Origin of the sequence: Pseudoalteromonas sp. NZS71_1 (assembly GCF_015864305.1) — a bacterium.
Taxonomy (GTDB): Bacteria; Pseudomonadota; Gammaproteobacteria; order Enterobacterales; family Alteromonadaceae; genus Pseudoalteromonas; species Pseudoalteromonas arctica.
The window spans coordinates 72,428-91,162 of record NZ_JADYXM010000011.1; the positions used below are offsets into that span (position 1 = coordinate 72,428).

The following is an 18,735-nucleotide window of genomic DNA, read 5'->3' on the forward strand; positions in this document are numbered from 1 at the left end:
AAGTTAACTATATGATTACTATTAATTAAAGCAACCGTATCGTTAACTTGCCACTTATTTAACCTGTATTTGCTTTTGTTTCGTCCCAGATCTGTTGAATAACACTTTACGTTAACGTAAAGTGTTGGCAGCTTTAATTAAAGATAGTGCAGATGTTGCAAAGTTTAACCAGCAGCAATCACCCATAATAATAATTTAAAGGGGCACTGTTTTACCGACAACAAAAGAAGGTAGGTTATGAGTAATCCAAATAACGTATCGCTGAATATTAACCACGAGCTTGAATTTATTGATGGTCAAGCGCTTAATATTCCAACCCTTAGTATTTTAACTGAGGACGGCGACATTCATCCTAGTGCAACCGCACCTGATATTTTAAAACATACCGCCATTAAGTTATATGAAACAATGCGTTTTATACGTTTGTTAGATGAACGTATGCAAGGCGCGCAGCGCCAAGGCCGTGTTAGTTTTTATATGCAATGCCTAGGCGAAGAAGCCGCAGTTACAGCCTCTGCTGCTGCACTTGATCAAGACGATATGATCATGGCTCAATATCGTGAACAGGCAGCACTGCATTATCGTGGCTTTACGCTTGATCAATTTATGAACCAAATGTTTTCAAATGAATTGGATTTAGGTAAAGGTCGTCAAATGCCAATTCACTATGGTTCTAAAGCGCTAAACTACATGACGATTTCATCGCCATTGGGCACGCAAATACCACAGGCAACAGGTTATGCATATGGCCAAAAAATAAAACACATCGACGCTAAAACAGGCGAGCTTGCCAGCACAATTGATAATGTAACCATTTGTTATTTTGGTGAAGGTGCAGCGTCTGAAGGTGACTTTCATGCCGGTTTAAATATGGCAGCGGTTCACAGAGCGCCGGTTATATTTTTTGCACGTAATAACGGCTATGCAATATCAACCCCTGCTGATGAGCAGTTTAAAGGCGACGGTATTGCATCGCGTGGTGTGGGTTATGGCATTAAAACAATTCGTGTTGATGGTACCGATGCACTTGCAGTGTATGCGGCGACTAAAAAAGCACGCGAAATAGCTTCAACACAAGGTGAGCCTGTACTTATTGAATCGATTGCTTATCGTTTGGGTGCGCACTCTACGTCAGACGATCCAAGTGGTTATCGCTCTAAAGATGAAGAAGCTAATCATCAAACGTGCCCTATTGATAAATTTAGAAAATGGTTGGTCAAGCAAGACTGGTTAAACGAAGAAGACGATATAAAAGCAAAAGAGTCGATTCGTGAAGAAATTTTAGCAGCGCTTAAACGTGCTGAAGTTGTTGCAAAGCCCGCTTTAGAAGAACTGGTATCTGACGTTTACGATACACCAATTCCATTATTGCAACGCCAGTACGAGCAACTAAAAGAACATATCAAACAGCATCCAGATGCTTACCCAGTAACCGCAGGGAGAATTAAGTAATGGCTAAAATGAACATGCTCCACGCAATTAACTCTGCTCTCGATATTACGATGAATGAACACCCTCAAGCCTGTATTTTTGGTGAAGATGTTGGTTACTTCGGTGGTGTATTTAGAGCAACATCGGGCTTGCAAGAGAAGTACGGTAAACATCGTGTTTTTAATACGCCTTTAACCGAGCAAGGTATTTTAGGTTTTGCTAATGGTTTAGCAGCTTTTGGTGCGCCTGCATTGGCAGAAATTCAATTTGCTGATTATATTTTCCCAGCGTTTGATCAAATAGTAAATGAAGCCGCTAAATTTCGTTATCGCAGTGGTAATGAATTTAATGTGGGTAACTTAACTATTCGTACACCTTATGGTGGCGGTATTGCCGGTGGTTTATACCATTCACAATCACCCGAAGCGTATTTTGCGCACACACCGGGTTTGAAAGTAGTTGTACCGCGTAACCCTTATCAAGCTAAAGGTTTATTACGTGCATCAATTAAAGACGATAACCCGGTCATATTTTTTGAGCCTAAGCGTTTATATCGTGCATCAATTGGCGAAGTGCCAGAAGAAGATTATAGTATTGAATTAGGCACGGCTGAAGTAGTACAAGAGGGGGCCGATATTACGCTTTTAGCGTGGGGTGCTCAAATGGAGATTATTGAAGATGCAGCAAAGCAAGCAAGTGAGCAAGGTATAAGCTGTGAAGTTATTGATCTTCGTAGTATTTTACCATGGGATGTTGAAACGATTGCTAAATCGGTTATTAAAACCGGCCGTTTAATCGTGAGTCATGAAGCGCCTATAACCAATGGCTTTGGTGCAGAGATAGCCGCGACAATACAACAAGAGTGTTTCTTGCACTTAGAGTCGCCAATTTTACGTGTATGTGGTCTAGATACGCCATACCCGCTGGCACTTGAAAAAGAATACGTACCGGATGCACTAAAAGTGTTGGCTGCAATTAAACAATCAATGGATTTTTAGGGGTTACCATGGCTAAAGATTTTATATTACCTGATATTGGTGAAGGCATTGTTGAATGCGAAGTAGTTGAATGGCTAGTACAAGAAGGCGATACCGTATCTGAGGATCAGCCAATTTGCGATGTTATGACAGACAAAGCATTAGTACAAATTCCGGCAGTGCATGATGGCGTTATTTCAAAGCTATATTATCTAAAAGGTGAGATTGCTAAAGTACATGCCCCTTTATTCGCTATGGATGTAGCAGGTGAAAGCATTAGCAATGAAGTAGTACAAGAGCCAGTACAAGCTGAAAATAAAACTGATGATGCAGCTGATGTGGTTGAGGACTTTATATTACCGGATATCGGTGAAGGTATTGTTGAGTGTGAGATTGTTGATTGGTTAGTTGCTGAAGGCGACGAAATAGAAGAAGACCAAGCGGTTTGTGACGTAATGACCGACAAAGCATTAGTACAAATTCCGGCAAAATATACAGGCACAGTAAAAAAACTATATTACCAAAAAGGTGAAATAGCAAAAGTACATAGCCCGTTGTTTCAAATGACAATTGCAGGCAGTGCAGCAAAACCAAATGTTGATATAAACCAAGCGGTCGTAAAGGCTCAAACTAATGCCGTCGCTGAAAAAGTTGCCCCTGTTAAAACGCAGCAAGCTGCTAAAGTTATCAATCAAAAAGCGGTTGCATCACCTGCGGTTCGTCGTAAAGCACGTGAGCTAGATGTTGATTTAACCTGTGTACCAGGTAGTGGTAAAAATGGACGTATTTACAAGCAAGATATTGAAGAGTTTGTAAAAGGCGAAGTGCCAAATACTATTGATACTTCACCGCTTAATAGCGATGCTTCTCAAAGTGCAGTACAAAACCAAACACAGAATCAAAGCGGTGGCGTACGAGTAGAGCAAATTAAAGGCATTAAAGCGGCCATGGCTAAGCAAATGGTAGCTTCGGTTTCAACTATTCCGCACTTTACGTTTAGTGATGAAATAGACTTAACACAGCTTATAGCTTTGCGTAGCTCTTTAAAAGAGCAGTACAAAGCACAAGGCGTTAAGCTCACCATGATGCCATTTTTTGTAAAAGCACTCTCGCTAGCAATGAAAGAGTACCCTGTACTTAATTCAAAAGTGAACGATGAATGCTCAGAGCTTACCTATTATAACGATCATAATATCGGTATAGCGGTTGATTCTAAAATTGGCTTGTTAGTGCCTAATATTAAATCGTGCCAGAGTAAGAGCATTGTTGATGTGGCAAATGATTTAACCCGTTTAACTCATTCAGCGCGAGAAGGCCGTGTTGCACCCGATGATTTAAAAGGTGGGACAATTAGCATCTCTAACATTGGAGCTATTGGCGGCACTATTGCGACCCCTATAATTAATAAACCAGAAGTGGCTATTGTTGCGCTAGGTAAACTGCAGCATCTACCGCGTTTTGATGAAAGTGGGCAGGTTGTGAGTAAAGCTATTATGCAAGTGAGCTGGTCTGGCGATCATCGCGTTATTGATGGGGGCACTATTGCTCGCTTTAATAACCTATGGAAATCGTACTTAGAAAACCCATCGGCAATGATGATGGCTATGAGTTAATAGCTAAATTGTTAATATTTAATAAAAACCAGCTTTTAGCTGGTTTTTTGTTTTAATGTCAGCTGTTTTTAATTAAGATACAAATGTTACTAAAAAGTAATTAGATTAACCCCGTTAGGGAATATAAAAAATAACACTAAGGAAATTTCATGGAACATTATATGAACGCGTTGCGTAGCTACGCAGATTTTTCAGGCCGTAATCGTCGTAAAGCATTTTGGATGTTTATGCTAATTAATATTATTTTTTCGCTTTTAACAAGTGTTATAGATGGTATTACAAACACAATGTTCGTAAGCTCTATTTATAGCTTAGCGCTATTTATTCCTGGCTTAAGTATTGGCGCTCGTCGTTTACATGACACAGGCCGTTCAGGCTGGTGGCAGTTGCTTTGGTTAATACCAATCATTGGCTGGATAGTTTTAATTGTTTTTCTTGCGCAAGATTCGCACGAAGGTGAAAACGATTTTGGTCCAAATCCTAAAGAATTAGCAGCAGAACCAACTACTGTATAAGTAAGAATAACTTAACATGTTAAAAGCTCAGCAATTGCTGAGCTTTTGTGTTTTTTAAATCTCATTTTTTAAATTTCAACAAAAAAATACAACCCATAACCAACTATTAATGCGGGAATAGACGTATAAAGTGTAGCTATAACTGCAGCTTTGGGCGCCATTGCTATTGCTGGAAATAACGCATCACCATCGTTAGAAATTGCGTTTCCTGCTAAAGCACTAAAGGGAATAATGCCTTGAATATAAAGCGTTGTAACAATTATTTGCGGACCACAGCCGGGTAAAAATCCAATAAGCACTGCAATTAATGGGGCCAAATAGGCGTAATGTACAAACCACGTTTTTAAATCAAGACCTGCAATGTTAACCAAAATCTCAAATAGCATAAAAGAGGCTACAACCCATGCCGTTACAAAATGGGTATCTTGTAATACTTTTATTATTTTAGAAGGGGGGTTACATGCATCGTCTTCTGACGTTACTTCTTGATAGCTTTCACCTCTTGACGAAAGTGCCCAAATACTCACAATAAATAAAGCCATTAATGCACCAAATAGCGTAATTAAAGTACTTGTGCTTGCACCAAACTGTGAAAAATCAACATTAAAGGCAATCAAAAATGCAATTATAAGGCTTGGGATAATTGCTACCATCCAAACCGGTTTACTGATTTTAATAATGTTAGTTGAGAGTATTTTAATTTGGTGCTTTTTTTCTTGCGCTGTTGGGCGTAAAAAGTCTTTTTTGTGTATTGTATTAACCAGTAAACCACTAAATGTACCCACAACTAACCCTATTCCCATAATTAACAAGCCTTCAGAAGGGCGGGTAGCAAGTAATAAAAATGCTGCATCGCCCATTGTAGCTGTTAGCACAGCAACAATAGCACCAAAGCTTGCTTGGCCTTTTGTAAATTGAGTAACCACAATAATAGCCCCACCACAGCCAGGTAATGCACCTAAAACCGCTGCAAAGCTAATTTCTAAAATAGGGGACTTGGCACCTAAATAACTAAGCTCTAATTGAGGTAATTGTTCTATAGCGTAGTAATAAATTAAAAGGGTAGCAGCAACAAACACACTCACTTGAAAAAATGCATCACTTAGTGCGGTCATTGTTATTTCGCGTAATTGCGGTATTGCAAGGCAAGTTAAAATAAATAAAGGCAGCAGTAAGCGTTTGTTTTGGCTCAAAAATCGTTTTGAGGCAGGAGTAATAAAACCAATGTGAGGGAGTGAAATCATACAATGCGACCTAATAAATTAACTAGGTCACACTGTATATTTTAATTAAATGATAATCAATATCATTTATATCTATTTAAATCGATTACTCTGTTTGAGTTTTTCGATAGCCAAATCTAAGTTAGTTTAAATTTGAATTAAAGGCTGTGATTAAATTGGGCTACTTACGCTGAAATTCAGAGTTTGTATTCCACGTTGGCCACTGTTCTGTTTCAGAAATATCAAAACCTACCTTATAAAATAATTGTAAGTCTTGAACAGCACCCGATAAATCCCATTCATCACGGTAACGGTCACATGGTTGATGGTAACAACCGCGAAGTACTAAGCTCATACGTTTACGGTAATTAGCCGTTTCTTCATCAGCAGCCACAGTACCACCACCTGCGTACATAGCCGGAATGCCCATGTTTGCAAATGCAAAGTGATCAGAGCGGTAATAGCCACCCGATGATGGTTTAGGATCACCTGATATTGTTCTGCCTTGCTCTTTAGCCGCAGTTTCTAAAAACTCATCCATTTGTGATTTACCAATACCAACCACATTCATGTCTTTTACTTTGCCTAATAAATTTAAGCTATCCATGTTTATGTTAGCGACTGTTTTATTAGCTGCAATCACTGGATTTGCTGCATAGTATTTAGACCCTAATAAGCCTTGCTCTTCAGCAGTTACCGCTAAAAATGTCATTGAACGGCTAGGGTGCTTAGGTAATTTTGTAAAGGCTTCGGCTACTTCAATTAGCCCAGCGGTACCCGTTGCATTGTCGTGAGCACCGTTATAAATTTGATCGCCTTTACGTGTTTTGTCTGTACCTAAGTGATCCCAATGAGCCGAGTAAATAACATGCTCATCTGGTTTTTCACTACCAGGTAAAGTGGCGATAAAGTTATACGACACCGATTTTTTAATCGTGTTTTTAATACTAACAGAAGCAGTTAAATCGCCCATATCAACATGGTAAGCACCTTTGGCAGCATTCGTTTTAACGGTATCAAAATCTAAACCTGCTTTAGTAAAAAGCTCTTTTGCTACGTCAGTTGTAACCCAGCCTTCAACAGCTACACGATCCATATTATTGTTTTCTTTTTGAAAACCAAACTGCTCACCGCTCCACGAGTTTTCAACTACTGACCATGGGTATGACGCAGGTGCTGTTTCATGAATAATAATTGCACCTGCGGCACCACGGCGACTCGCTTCTTCGTATTTGTATGTCCAACGCCCATAATAGGTCATCGCGTCGCCAGTAAATAAAGCAGGGTCTTTTGTTGCAAAACCCGGATCGTTAACCAGCATTACAACCGTTTTGCCCTTAACGTCTAAGCCTTCGTAATCATTCCAATTGTATTCAGGTGCATTAACGCCGTAGCCCACAAATACAAGTTCAGAATTTTCTATGGCTTCTTGTGCGCTTATGCGGCTGCTACCCATAACCATGTCTTTTTTGTATTGGTAGTCTTTACCGCCAATACTAAGAACCATGTTCGAATCTGCTTCTAAAGAAACTAATGGCACTTCTTGTAAGTAACTGTCGCCATTACCTGGTTTTAAACCTAAAGCTTTAAACTGCGCAGTTAAATAATCAAGCGTTAGCTTTTCGCCAGGTGATGAAGGAGCACGACCACCAAATTCGTCTGATGCGAGTACTTTTACATGTTTAGCCAGTTCATCAGCTTGGATACTGTTATAACCATTTGTTACATCAGTAGGGGTAATACTTGTTGCTGCACAACCTGCTAAAACAGCAGTAGCGAGGAGTGTGAGAGAGAAATAATGTTTCATGTCAGCTCTTTTTTTGTTTTAAGTTGTGATTAGTATATTAACTTCTATTAAGTAGAACCAGTTTTTGCGGTAAACTTCTCGTAAATTATAGGCATAAATTGTTAAAGGTTTAAATGAAGCGTTTTACTCCCCCCGAGCAGTGGCAAATCAGTAGTCTAGAAACAGGTGCATTTGCGCATTTACGTGAGCTGTTTAAAGTTAACGAACTAACAGATTGGCCGGCGCCGCAGTGGTTTTCTCCATTTTTAACCGCTATTAATGCGAATAATATTCCTATTACTTTTGAAGATGATGCAAAGGTAGATTTTGGCGATCGGTATTACGAACAAGTTATTTTTGAAACGGGTGTTGTACCTACACGCAGTGAGAACTGGCATGACTTATTTGGTGGCTTTATTTGGTGTTTATTTCCTAAAACCAAAGCACTTATTAACCAGCGTCATGTGCAAGATATAGCTGACCATGGATTACAAAAGCGTACTAAGCATCGTAATGCACTAACGCTCTTTGATGAATGTGGTGTTGTATTAGCTATAAGTGAGAGTAAATGGCAGCAGTGGCTTTGCGATCATCAATGGAAAACAGCATTTGTTGAACACAAGCATGAGTGGGGTAAAACAATAAAACCTTTTATGTTTGGTCATGCAAATTACGAAATGCTTACTAAACCTTATATAGGCTTAACAGGTAAAGCGTTATTTGTTTGTGTACCGGATGAAATATTTTGTAAAGATTTAGTAACTCAATATCAGTACCTAGACCAAGCCCTTTATGAGATGATTAATACAGATAACTGCTTAGCCGATAACAAACAGCTTTCACCACTGCCTTTATTAGGTGTGCCTGGCTGGCATGACGAAAACAAAGACGACTCTTTTTACAACAATACAGATTATTTTAGAGCGAAACGAAGGATACGAACATGATAGAAGTTGCTGGGCTTAAAAAGAAATTTAAGCTAACTAAAGATCACAAAAAAAATAAAATAGACGACATCGACCCTCGTGAAGATAAAGATTACTTTCACTCAGTACGAGATGTGAGTTTTAGCTGCGCAAAGGGTGAAGTACTTGGGTTGCTAGGCCCAAATGGTGCGGGTAAAACAACTACACTTAGAATGATTTCAACCGCGTTAAAGCCCGATGAAGGTTCAATAACAATTGCCGGAAACGACATTGTAAAAAAACCGCTACTGGGGCGTAAGTCTATCGGTTTTTTATCGGGCTCTACCGGTTTGTATGGCCGCTTAACTGTAAAAGAAAACATAGAGTATTTTGCAAAGCTCCACGGTATGAGCAAAAGCGATATTGCATCGCGTTGTGATGAGCTATTTACATTGCTTGATATGCATAAGTTTGTAGATAAACGCGCAGAAAACCTATCAACAGGTATGAAGCAAAAAGCAAATATTGCGCGTGCTGTTGTTCATCGCCCAGCAGTTGTTGTGCTTGATGAGCCAACAACGGGTCTGGATATAATGACCACGCAAACCGTTATTCAATTTATTAAGGGTTTAAAGGCGCAAGGTACTCCTGTTATTTTTTCGACCCATCATTTAGATGAAGTTGCACTTTTATGTGACCGAGTCGCTGTAATTAATGAAGGTATTAGCTGCTTTGACGGAACAGTAGATGAATTTAAACAAGCAGGTAATAGTGATGAGCTTAATCAAGCGTTTATGAACATATTAACGGAGAAACATGATGTTTGAGGTATTTAAAAAGGAATTAAGAGAGCTATTACGCGACAAAAAAACGCTATTATTTGTTGTTGCGCTCCCTGTCGCTATATTTCCGTTATTGTTTGCCGTAATGGCATTTATAAGCTCACAAGCAGCAATGGACGCAGAACAAAAAGTAAATACGTATGCCATTATTAATGGTGAATATGCACAAGAATTTACTGATAAAGTGTTTTATCACAAAAGTTTTGAGCTTTATAAAGGTGCTAAAACCTTTAATAACATTGAAGAGCTTAAAGCTGGCGTTATAGCTGGCGATATTGATATGGGTATTTATTTACCAAGCCATGCTGAGCAAACACTAGATAATGGTGAACAAAGTCAGTGGCAGGTTGTTTTTAACGATTCAAAATCTATTAACTTTTTATTCGAACGCGTCAAAGAGCTAGCAAAAGAATACAGTGACGTACTGCAAACTCAAAAGCTAATCAGTTTTGGTATTGAAGAGTCTGTTCAAAAATCTATTCTTAACCCAATTGAAGTAATTAAGGTGGATACAGCCGATAAACGTGAAAACCTTGGCGAAAAAATTGGCGGGTTTTTACCTTACTTACTTATACCATTAGTACTAATGGGGGCTACTTATCCCGCTATTGATTTAGGTGCTGGCGAAAAAGAACGCGGCACGCTAGAAACACTCCTACTTACACCTATTACGCGTACAGAGCTGGTGCTTGGTAAATTTATAACTTTGTTAACTACATCCATTGCCTCCACAACCATAACGGTCTTAAGTATGGGCTGCTGGATAGCACTGGCGTTAGCATTTGCCGATCTAGATTTTATTAAAGCGGCATTTAGTACATTAGCGGTAACCGATTTACTGATGATATTTGTATTGCTACTGCCTGTGGCTGCTATATTTTCGGCTTTGGCACTGGCTATATCTATTTATGCACGTACGTTTAAAGAAGCACAAAACTATATGGCCCCGTTAAGTATGGGCGTGTTTTTCCCTATTATTATTTCAATAATGCCAAATATGGAGCTTACTGCTAAAACAGCATTCATTCCTGTTACAAACGTGGCTTTAGCAATTAAAGAAATAGTAAAAGGGACTGTTGATTACACATTTGTAGGCTTAATATTTTTAGCAACTGCAATCATTGCAGCCGGACTACTGGCATTTTGCGTTAAATGGTTTAACAGAGAAGATGTGCTGTTTAGATAATAATATAGATTTAGCACTCTAAAAATATATAAAAGGTAGCATTGGCTACCTTTTATATTTTAAAGGAATGATTGGTTGAAACAACTATTTTATAATCTGTGTAAGTCGATATGGGTACTCTCATTCATTTATAATTCATATAGAGAGAGTGCTCTAAATAAAACTAATGATTTAGTCTTTTTATTATAAAAATTATAGCGATAACCGATTAGTTAGATGGTCCAATTCTTTCGTTAATGCTCTATACTAATAACAATAAAAATTTATGGTGAAGGTAAATGTTGAAAAAGAATAATTTTTTGAATGTGACAAAAAATAATAGACTAATGCTCGTTGCAACAATAATATTTGTTCTTATAGCTTTACCATCTCTGTATTTGTTTGACCAAAAAGTAAGAAGTGATGTTTATAATTCAGCCCAAATAGAATTAAAACGTGAGCTTGAAACAAAAAGCCTTTCACTAAAAAACCATCTTAAAGATAGTGTTACCGCTATTCGCTTTTTAGACGCAACGCCCCCGATTAAAGGCATTACTCGCGCCACTGAAAACAAGAAAATAGATCCCTTGTTAGGCACGCATATTGACGTTTGGGAAGAGCGCTTAGCGAGTATTTTTAGTGGTTTTATGCGCACAGACGACAGCATACTTCAGGCTCGCTATATTATTCTCGCAGATGGTGGACAAGAAGTTGTCAGGGTTGATCGAAACCAACTTGGAGAAATTAATCGACTGCAAGGCCTGCAATTACAAAAGAAAGGCCAACGCGATTACATGATAAAAGCGAGTATGCTCGATAATAAAAGTGTTTATATTTCTCCTATTAACTACAACCGTGAAAATGGGCAGATACAAGAACCTTATATAAGCACTTTTCGTGTAGCTAAACCTGTTTTTGATGAAAAAAATAAAATTTTTGCAATATTAGTCACTAACTACTTTGCTGATAAATTAATAAAAAGTTTAACGGTTGAATCTCCACAAGGAACACAAATTTACCTAATGAATAATGAAGGTGAATTTTTATATCATCCAAACCCTCAATTACGCTTCGGTTTTGAATTTAATAAAGCAAAAACATGGACTGAAGAATTTTCTACTGCAACCACAATGGCAGAGCAAGGAACTTTACCGCTAAGTAATTACCCAATTGCTTACACGTTAAAAAAGCGTATTTCGCTTGATGGTGATATTGCGATGTTACCTTTAGAGCTTGGTGTAAGTGTTGATACTAAAACGTTGTTTGCAAAGGTGAACGAAAGGCGTCAAAACTTTATTGCAATGCTAGTGGTATTCTTTAGCGTATTTTTAGTTATTGCCTTTTTATACCAACGTTTTATAAACCGTAAGTTGTTAATTAATTCTCTAAAAGAGCAAAACAATAAAGTAATAGAAAATTCTTTGGATGCTATTTTTACAATTGAGAAAAACGGCGAAATTGTTCACTTTAATAATACAGCTAAAGAGGTTTTCGGTAATTCAATCTCAGGCACTAGCCCTGACTTTGTTTCTTTATTTAACTTAAATGAAGCCGATAATAACTGTATAGAAGAGACTATTTCAAACGGATCAAAAATGCCGTTTGAAGCTATCTACACAGATGGTTATGGCAACAAACAATACTTTTCAATTACACTCAGTAGTATTTTTGATGTCTACAATAACCGTTATCAGGTAGCGGCTATTTTAAGAAATATTAGCTCATTAAAAAATACTCAATCAGAGCTTGAAGGCTTAAACAGTACTTTAGAGCTAAAAGTCTCACAAAGGACTGTTGAGCTAGAGCGAGCAATTGATCAAGCATTAGCAGCGAGCCAAGCAAAAAGTGACTTTGTAGCAAATATATCTCACGAAATACGCACACCGATGAATGGCGTTTTGGGTATGCTTGAAATGCTCAAAGAAGATGGCTTAAGTGAACAACAATACCATTACTTAAAATTAGCTAATAGTAGTGCTAACTCTCTGATGAATTTGATTAACGATATTCTCGATTTTTCTAAAATAGAAGCGGGTAAGCTTGATATTGATAATCATACATTTGATGTTGTTACAGTATGTAGCGATATGATTAGCTCTTTAGCGTTACAGGGCCAGCGCAAAGGTCTTGAAGTATTCTTAGATACAAAAGATGTAGTAGATAGAATGGTTATTGGCGACAGCCATCGACTAAAACAAATTTTAATTAACTTAGTTAATAATGCATTTAAATTTACCCACCGAGGTGAAGTAAGTTTAACTGTCGGCTCCAAGTACATTACCGACTCAAAGTTATTAATGAGCTTTACAATAAAAGATACCGGAATTGGTATAGCGTCAGAGAACATAGACAAACTATTTGAAGTGTTTACACAAGAAGATTCAAGTACTACCCGTCATTTTGGTGGTACAGGCTTAGGCTTATCTATATGTAAAAAACTTGCTCAGTTAATGGGTGGTAATATTACGGTTATAAGTGAAAAGGGTGCTGGTAGTACCTTTACCGCAACAGTTGAGCTACATGTAGCACAAGAGAAAAAACTAAACACAGGTATTGAGCTTGCTACAAGTATTAACGTAGCGGCATTAATAGCGCGCGATAACGTTTATAAAAACGTGTGCGATTTATTGCTACTAACCTGTAAAGTAAATGCAGAAAACATTGTAAGACTCGACTACTTTAGTGAGCATAAAGAGTTTGAGGCTGACTTATTATTGATTGATGATGAGCATCCTCAAATTGATGCGTTAATTGATTACTGTAAACAGTTTAATAAAAAGTACGTCTTAATTTTACGCGACATGGTGACCGATAAACCGACTAAAATGATATTACCTGAGGGTAGCCACATTCTAAATAAACCGCTTACCCAAGATCAATTTAGCTATAAGTTAGCCAGCTTATTTGGTGCCAGTAATGATTGCATTATAGCGCCACCAAAAGGCTTAACAGAAGAACAAGTAGAGCCTGACCTATCTGCTTATCATATATTATTAGTAGACGATAATATGATAAACATTGAAGTTGCTAAGGCGATTTTAAAGCGCACAAAAGTAAAAATCACCTGTGCATCAGACGGTGTAGAAGCATTAGAAGCATTAAGAGAAAACACAGAGCAAGCTTTTGATGTTATTTTAATGGATTGCCAAATGCCTAACTTAAATGGCTACGATACAACAAGTGAAATCAGAAATAGTAAGGCCGGGGTAGACTACACTTACATACCTATTATTGCTATGACAGCAAGCGCAATGGAAGGTGATAGAGAACGTTGTTTAACTGCAGGCATGAACGACTATATTACTAAACCAATCAAGCCAAGAACGCTAAAAGATAAGTTAATCACCTGGCTAAGTTAATAGTTATTAATTGAGAATCAGCTGCTTATGCAGCTGATTTTTTTGGTTTAGCATCCGTTGATATATTTAACTTTGTTATGTCGGCGCTATCGAGTACGGTTTGTGTGTCTGACCAATGTAGTAATTCAATTTTTCCATCTTGCTGCTCTACCAGCGCCGTACAACTCTCAATCCAGTCCCCATCGTTACAATACATAATTCCGTCATCTACTTTTATTTTGGGATGATGAATGTGTCCACAAATAATACCGTCTACGTTTTGTTTTTTAGCTTCATGAATTGCGGCATCTTCGAAGGCTTTAATCGCTTCACGTGCTTTGTGTACGCGAGCTTTTATCCATGATGCAAGCGAGTAGTAATTACCACCAAATAGCTTTCGAATACGATTGGTCCAGCGGTTTAAAAATAATAAAAAGTCGTACCCTGCATCACCCGCGATACTAATAAGTTTGTTATAGCGTGTCGCGGAATCAAAATCATCACCGTGTACGAGTAAAAAACGTTTATTAGCTTTAGTGGTGTGAATAAACTGCTGGTGGATTTCAATACCAAATAACGTTTGATTTATATAGTTTCTAAACGTTTCGTCATGATTACCGGGAATATAAATGACGCGTGTACCGCTAGCTGCTTTTTTTTGTATAGAGTTTAATACTTGATAATGCGAAGGGTGCCAATAAAACTGACGTTTCATTGACCATAAATCAATAATATCACCCACTAAATAAAGTGTGTCGGATTCTACCGAGTTTAAAAAATCGAGTAAGTAATCTGCTTTACAGTCTTTGTAACCTAAATGAACATCAGATATCCAAATAGCAGGGTAGTGTTGCTTCTTAGTGTTTGCGCCATTACTCATTTTCATTCCCTAAAGTATCGAGTGTAATAGTTAAATAACCAGAACTTTGGTTAAGAGATTTACTAAGGTATTGAATCATGGTGATATTTAAATTTATTTTCTCTAGCCAGAGATTTTCAGTGAAAACAAGGCGAATTTACGCGTCAATAGCGAGCCTATTGCAAGTAAATTCAACGCAGTTAGCGCTGAAAATAGCTGCTCGAGATAGATTTATTATCCAGAGTTCAGGTTAAATACTTTAGGGAATAAAAATGACAATTATACGACAGTAATACTAAAGCCAAATAACACACATAAAATTTAGGTATAAAAAAACCGCTTTTAAAAAGCGGTTTTAAAATTACTTATAAGTATTTTTAGCTTAACCTTTAACGGCTGCTTTAATTGCATCAATTGCTGTATCGATATCAATCATTAGCTTTTCACCTGTACGGCGGTTTTTAAGCTCAACTTTGTTTTCGTCAAGGTTACGCTCACCAATTACTAGCGTAAATGGCACACCAATGAGTTCCATATCGTTAAACATAACACCAGGGCGCTCTTTACGGTCATCAAATAACACATCAAGACCAGCATCTTTTAAACCTTGGTAAAGGTTATTTGCAATATCAGGAATACGATGCGATTTGTGCATGTTCATTGGAACAATTGCTAAATCGAATGGCGCGATTGATTTTGGCCAAATGATCCCGTATTGATCGTTGTTCTGCTCAATAGCAGCAGCAACAATACGTGAAACACCAATACCGTAACAACCCATAGTCATGGTTTGGTTTTTACCACCTTCGTTTAATACACCCGCTTTCATCGCTTCTGAGTATTTAGTGCCAAGTTGGAAAATATGACCTACCTCAATACCACGTTTAATTTGTAAAACGCCTTGGCCACATGGGCTCATATCGCCTTCAACAATATTACGAATATCAGCAACTTCGTAATCAGTTACGTCACGATCCCAGTTAATACCGCTGTAATGCTCATCGTCTTTATTTGCACCGGCAACAAAATCAGCAAGTATGTTAGCTGCTCTATCAACAATAATAGGCATAGATAAGCCGACAGGGCCTAATGAGCCAGGTTTTGCGCCAATAGCAGCAACAATATCTGTCTCTGTTGCCATTTCAAGCGGAGAGTCTACTAATGGGTGCTTTTCAGCTTTTAGTTCATTTAATTCGTGATCGCCACGCAGTACTAAGGCTACTAAACCGCGTACTTCGTTTTCATCAGGCGTACCATAAACAATTAACGTTTTAACACCTCGATGTGGCTTAACACCGTAGTGTTTTTTAAGCTCGTTAATCGTTTTAGCGTCAGGAGTTGGAAACGCTTTAAGCTCTTTTGATGCTTCAGGGCGAGGCTCGCTTGGTGCCAGTGCTTCTGCTTTTTCAATATTAGCGGCGTAATCACTGCCATCACTAAATGCAATTGCATCTTCGCCCGACTCAGCAAGTACATGAAACTCGTGCGATACGCTACCACCAATAGAGCCTGTATCGGCTATAACAGGGCGGTAATCAAGGCCTAAACGCTCAAAAATATTACAATATGCTTTGTGCATCGCTTGATAAGTCGCATCTAAACACTCTTCACTTAAGTGAAAAGAGTAGGCATCTTTCATTGTAAATTCACGAGCACGCATTACACCAAAACGAGGACGACGTTCGTCGCGTACTTTAGTTTGTACTTGGTATAAAGTAACTGGTAATTGCTTGTAGCTGCTTATTTCTTTACGTACGAAATCAGTTATTACTTCTTCGTGTGTTGGGCCAAGTGCAAATGTACGGTTATGACGGTCTGTAAAGCGCATAAGCTCAGGACCAAATTCATTCCAACGGCCAGACTCTTCCCACAAATCAGCAGGTTGAATAACAGGCATTAGCATTTCAATTGCACCTGCTTTGTCCATCTCTTCACGTACAATGTTTTCTACTTTACGTAGCACGCGTAAACCAGAGGGTAACCAAGTGTATAAACCCGAAGCGACGCGACGGATCATACCGGCTCTAAGCATTAACTGATGCGATACGATTTCAGCATCTGATGGCGTTTCTTTAAGTGTTGCGAGTATATATTGGCTTGTACGCATGTTTTTTCCGAAATAGAGTAATTATATTCTTTTAATAGAGCTTAAGTTTACCAGCGGATGCTTTTACACTAAAGCGCTAAGTGAGTTATTTAGTTTTTTTCTATGCTTGTTACTAAGTTATGTGCATCATTAACCTGCCAGCGAATATTAAAGTCATAGAGAGTCATCCCGTAGCTTTGCATTTCTTCTTTTTGTTTTTTATAAGCAGGGCGAGGATCTTGTTTTAAAACATTGGCTATAAAATCATGTAAGTCTGGGTATTGTGTTTGGGCATTAACAAACTCAATTGCCTGAGGGCTAAATTCAACCGTCATTTGTGTTTCAGGGCGCGTGTCAGCAAAACCAGCACTTGCATCCGGCATAGAGTCTGAATACGGCAAATACGGTTTTATGTCAATAATCGGTGTGCCATCAAGTAAATCAATACCAGCGAGTAATAAGCTAAGTTGTCCGTTTTTATATTCAATACCTTCAAGTTTTACGGCGCTCATTCCAATTGCGTTTGGTCTGAATGTAGCACGGGTCGCAAATACACCTTTTCGCTCATTGCCACCCAAACGAGGCGGGCGCACCATAGCAGAATAACCTTTATCAGCCGTTTCATGAAAACGAAATAACAACCAAATATGAGTAAATTCATCTAAACCACGTACAAATTCTTCGCGATTAAAATCGGGGGCAAATATAAGCTTTGCTTTAGCTTGTGGCACTAAACGTGGTTGCCTAGGTATAGCAAACTTTTGTTTATAAGGAGATTGAATGTGGCCAATAGCCGAAATGGTGTAATCGCTCATAGTACTCGGGTACAAATAAAATAGAGCGCTATTCTACCCGCATTTAGCATTTATGGCATTAATGTAAGCAAGTTTATTGCGTATACCAATTTTATTAAAAATATGATTATTCTACTGCATTAAATAGCGCACTTACTTTGTTAAGAATTATTCACAGTTGACTGCATGGATGCAGGAGGTAGAGCAATGCAGGGAGCAATTTGTGATAACAACTATATATTATAATTTTGCCTTGTTATTGCGCTATTTTCTTAGTGCTACAATAGAACAATTATTTAATGCACTTGGCATTATAGACCAAACGGTTTAAAGTTTTTATTAGACTGATTGGTTTATATTGATATATTTAAAAAGAGCCTAAAACAAAAAAGGTAAGCCCTTGGGCTTACCTTTTATACATGCTAAAGACTAATTAAAACATGTATTGAACTGATACAGACGCTACATCCATATCTGGGTCAATATCGTCATCAAGTTTATAACGCTCATACTCTAAACGAAATTGTACTTTTGTTGTAAGCGCGTATTCAATACCAGCGCCGTAAAATGCATCACCACCATCTGTAGACGCTGATACGCCACCTACTGGTAAATCTTGTGTGTAATCTGCATCCCATTCAAGCCAACCGCCTTTTGCATACACAGAAAAGCTTTCTGTTATAGGGTAGCCCAAACGTGCGGCAAGCGATACGCCATCAATTTCAGCTTTGCTGTCTATATCACTTACTTCATCAAAGTTTTGATAAGCAAGCTCTAAGCTTAAGTACTCGTTAAATTGTGCACCAACGTAACCCTTAAGCATTTGTGCATCGTCGTCAAAGTCAGTGTCGTTGTCACTGTCTTCAAATTCAAAAGAATATTGACCGTAACCGATACCAGTATAAATACGTGGAGAATCGAAATCAGAAATGTCAGCGTGTGCTGCAGAGTTAAAACCCAGTGTTGCTAGTGCAATAGCTGAAAGAGAAAGTGTTTTAATCATTGAATAGCTCCTTTACAAAAAATAATCAAATGCTTGATTTCATTAATCAAACTTCAATTATCTACTTGCAGCGAGCGTGCCAATATTAAAATGAATTAAAAACACGCCTTAATTAATTCTTTTGTATTGGTTTTTACGGCGTTTAGCGTGTTTTATAATCAAAGTGAACTTTTGTGTAATTGAGTACTCTAAAATAAG

The 18,735-nt window shown here is 38.1% G+C and carries 14 protein-coding genes; 8 read left to right on the forward strand and 6 right to left on the reverse strand.

Annotated features, from left to right (window positions below; translation table 11 throughout):
• The first annotated feature begins 237 nt into the window (after positions 1-237).
• The 4 genes from I6F43_RS15265 (at position 238) to I6F43_RS15280 (ending at position 4,536) form a co-directional block, all read left to right on the forward strand.
• Positions 238-1,452: a thiamine pyrophosphate-dependent dehydrogenase E1 component subunit alpha gene (locus tag I6F43_RS15265; RefSeq protein ID WP_197102999.1), complete on the forward strand. Its 1,215-nt coding sequence runs from the start codon at positions 238-240 to the stop codon at positions 1,450-1,452.
• Positions 1,452-2,429, forward strand: a complete 978-nt coding sequence (locus I6F43_RS15270; RefSeq protein ID WP_008171214.1) for an alpha-ketoacid dehydrogenase subunit beta — start codon at positions 1,452-1,454, stop codon at positions 2,427-2,429. Before I6F43_RS15265 ends, I6F43_RS15270 begins: the two co-directional genes overlap by 1 nt.
• Positions 2,430-2,437: 8 nt before the next feature.
• Positions 2,438-4,021: a dihydrolipoyllysine-residue acetyltransferase gene (locus I6F43_RS15275; RefSeq protein WP_101163770.1), complete on the forward strand. Its 1,584-nt coding sequence runs from the start codon at positions 2,438-2,440 to the stop codon at positions 4,019-4,021.
• Positions 4,022-4,170: 149 nt separating this feature from the next.
• A complete protein-coding gene (locus I6F43_RS15280; protein ID WP_197103001.1) occupies positions 4,171-4,536 on the forward strand; it encodes a DUF805 domain-containing protein in 366 nt (121 codons plus the stop codon).
• A gap of 68 nt (positions 4,537-4,604) precedes the next feature.
• Here the strand turns inward: I6F43_RS15280 and I6F43_RS15285 are convergent, their stop codons facing one another.
• Positions 4,605-5,780: a putative manganese transporter gene (locus I6F43_RS15285; RefSeq protein ID WP_197103004.1), complete on the reverse strand. Its 1,176-nt coding sequence runs from the start codon at positions 5,778-5,780 to the stop codon at positions 4,605-4,607.
• A gap of 160 nt (positions 5,781-5,940) precedes the next feature.
• Entirely contained in the window at positions 5,941-7,566 is a 1,626-nt protein-coding gene (locus I6F43_RS15290) for a M28 family metallopeptidase (RefSeq protein WP_197103006.1), read from the reverse strand.
• A 113-nt stretch (positions 7,567-7,679) separates the two neighbouring features.
• Between I6F43_RS15290 and I6F43_RS15295 the strand changes: the two genes are divergently transcribed.
• The 4 genes from I6F43_RS15295 (at position 7,680) to I6F43_RS15310 (ending at position 13,816) form a co-directional block, all read left to right on the forward strand.
• Positions 7,680-8,492 (forward strand): DUF3025 domain-containing protein, encoded by an 813-nt coding sequence (locus tag I6F43_RS15295; RefSeq protein ID WP_165721938.1) that lies wholly within the window; start codon positions 7,680-7,682, stop codon positions 8,490-8,492.
• Positions 8,489-9,277: an ABC transporter ATP-binding protein gene (locus tag I6F43_RS15300; protein ID WP_007586825.1), complete on the forward strand. Its 789-nt coding sequence runs from the start codon at positions 8,489-8,491 to the stop codon at positions 9,275-9,277. Before I6F43_RS15295 ends, I6F43_RS15300 begins: the two co-directional genes overlap by 4 nt.
• Positions 9,270-10,478 carry an ABC transporter permease gene (locus I6F43_RS15305; protein ID WP_008171197.1) on the forward strand — a complete coding sequence of 403 codons (1,209 nt, stop codon included), beginning with the start codon at positions 9,270-9,272 and terminating at the stop codon, positions 10,476-10,478. The genes I6F43_RS15300 and I6F43_RS15305 overlap by 8 nt, the downstream gene beginning before the upstream one ends.
• A gap of 326 nt (positions 10,479-10,804) precedes the next feature.
• Complete coding sequence (locus I6F43_RS15310; RefSeq protein ID WP_442960242.1) at positions 10,805-13,816, forward strand: ATP-binding protein; 3,012 nt, start codon at positions 10,805-10,807, stop codon at positions 13,814-13,816.
• Between the two features lie 25 nt (positions 13,817-13,841).
• Here the strand turns inward: I6F43_RS15310 and I6F43_RS15315 are convergent, their stop codons facing one another.
• From I6F43_RS15315 to I6F43_RS15330, 4 genes are all read right to left on the reverse strand, one after another.
• A complete protein-coding gene (locus I6F43_RS15315; protein ID WP_101164013.1) occupies positions 13,842-14,675 on the reverse strand; it encodes a UDP-2,3-diacylglucosamine diphosphatase in 834 nt (277 codons plus the stop codon).
• A gap of 361 nt (positions 14,676-15,036) precedes the next feature.
• Positions 15,037-16,761: a proline--tRNA ligase gene (locus I6F43_RS15320; protein ID WP_007586812.1), complete on the reverse strand. Its 1,725-nt coding sequence runs from the start codon at positions 16,759-16,761 to the stop codon at positions 15,037-15,039.
• An 89-nt stretch (positions 16,762-16,850) separates the two neighbouring features.
• Entirely contained in the window at positions 16,851-17,555 is a 705-nt protein-coding gene (gene tsaA, locus I6F43_RS15325; RefSeq protein WP_197103010.1) for a tRNA (N6-threonylcarbamoyladenosine(37)-N6)-methyltransferase TrmO, read from the reverse strand.
• Between the two features lie 412 nt (positions 17,556-17,967).
• Positions 17,968-18,537 (reverse strand): outer membrane beta-barrel protein, encoded by a 570-nt coding sequence (locus I6F43_RS15330; protein ID WP_197103011.1) that lies wholly within the window; start codon positions 18,535-18,537, stop codon positions 17,968-17,970.
• Between the last annotated feature and the right edge of the window lie 198 nt (positions 18,538-18,735).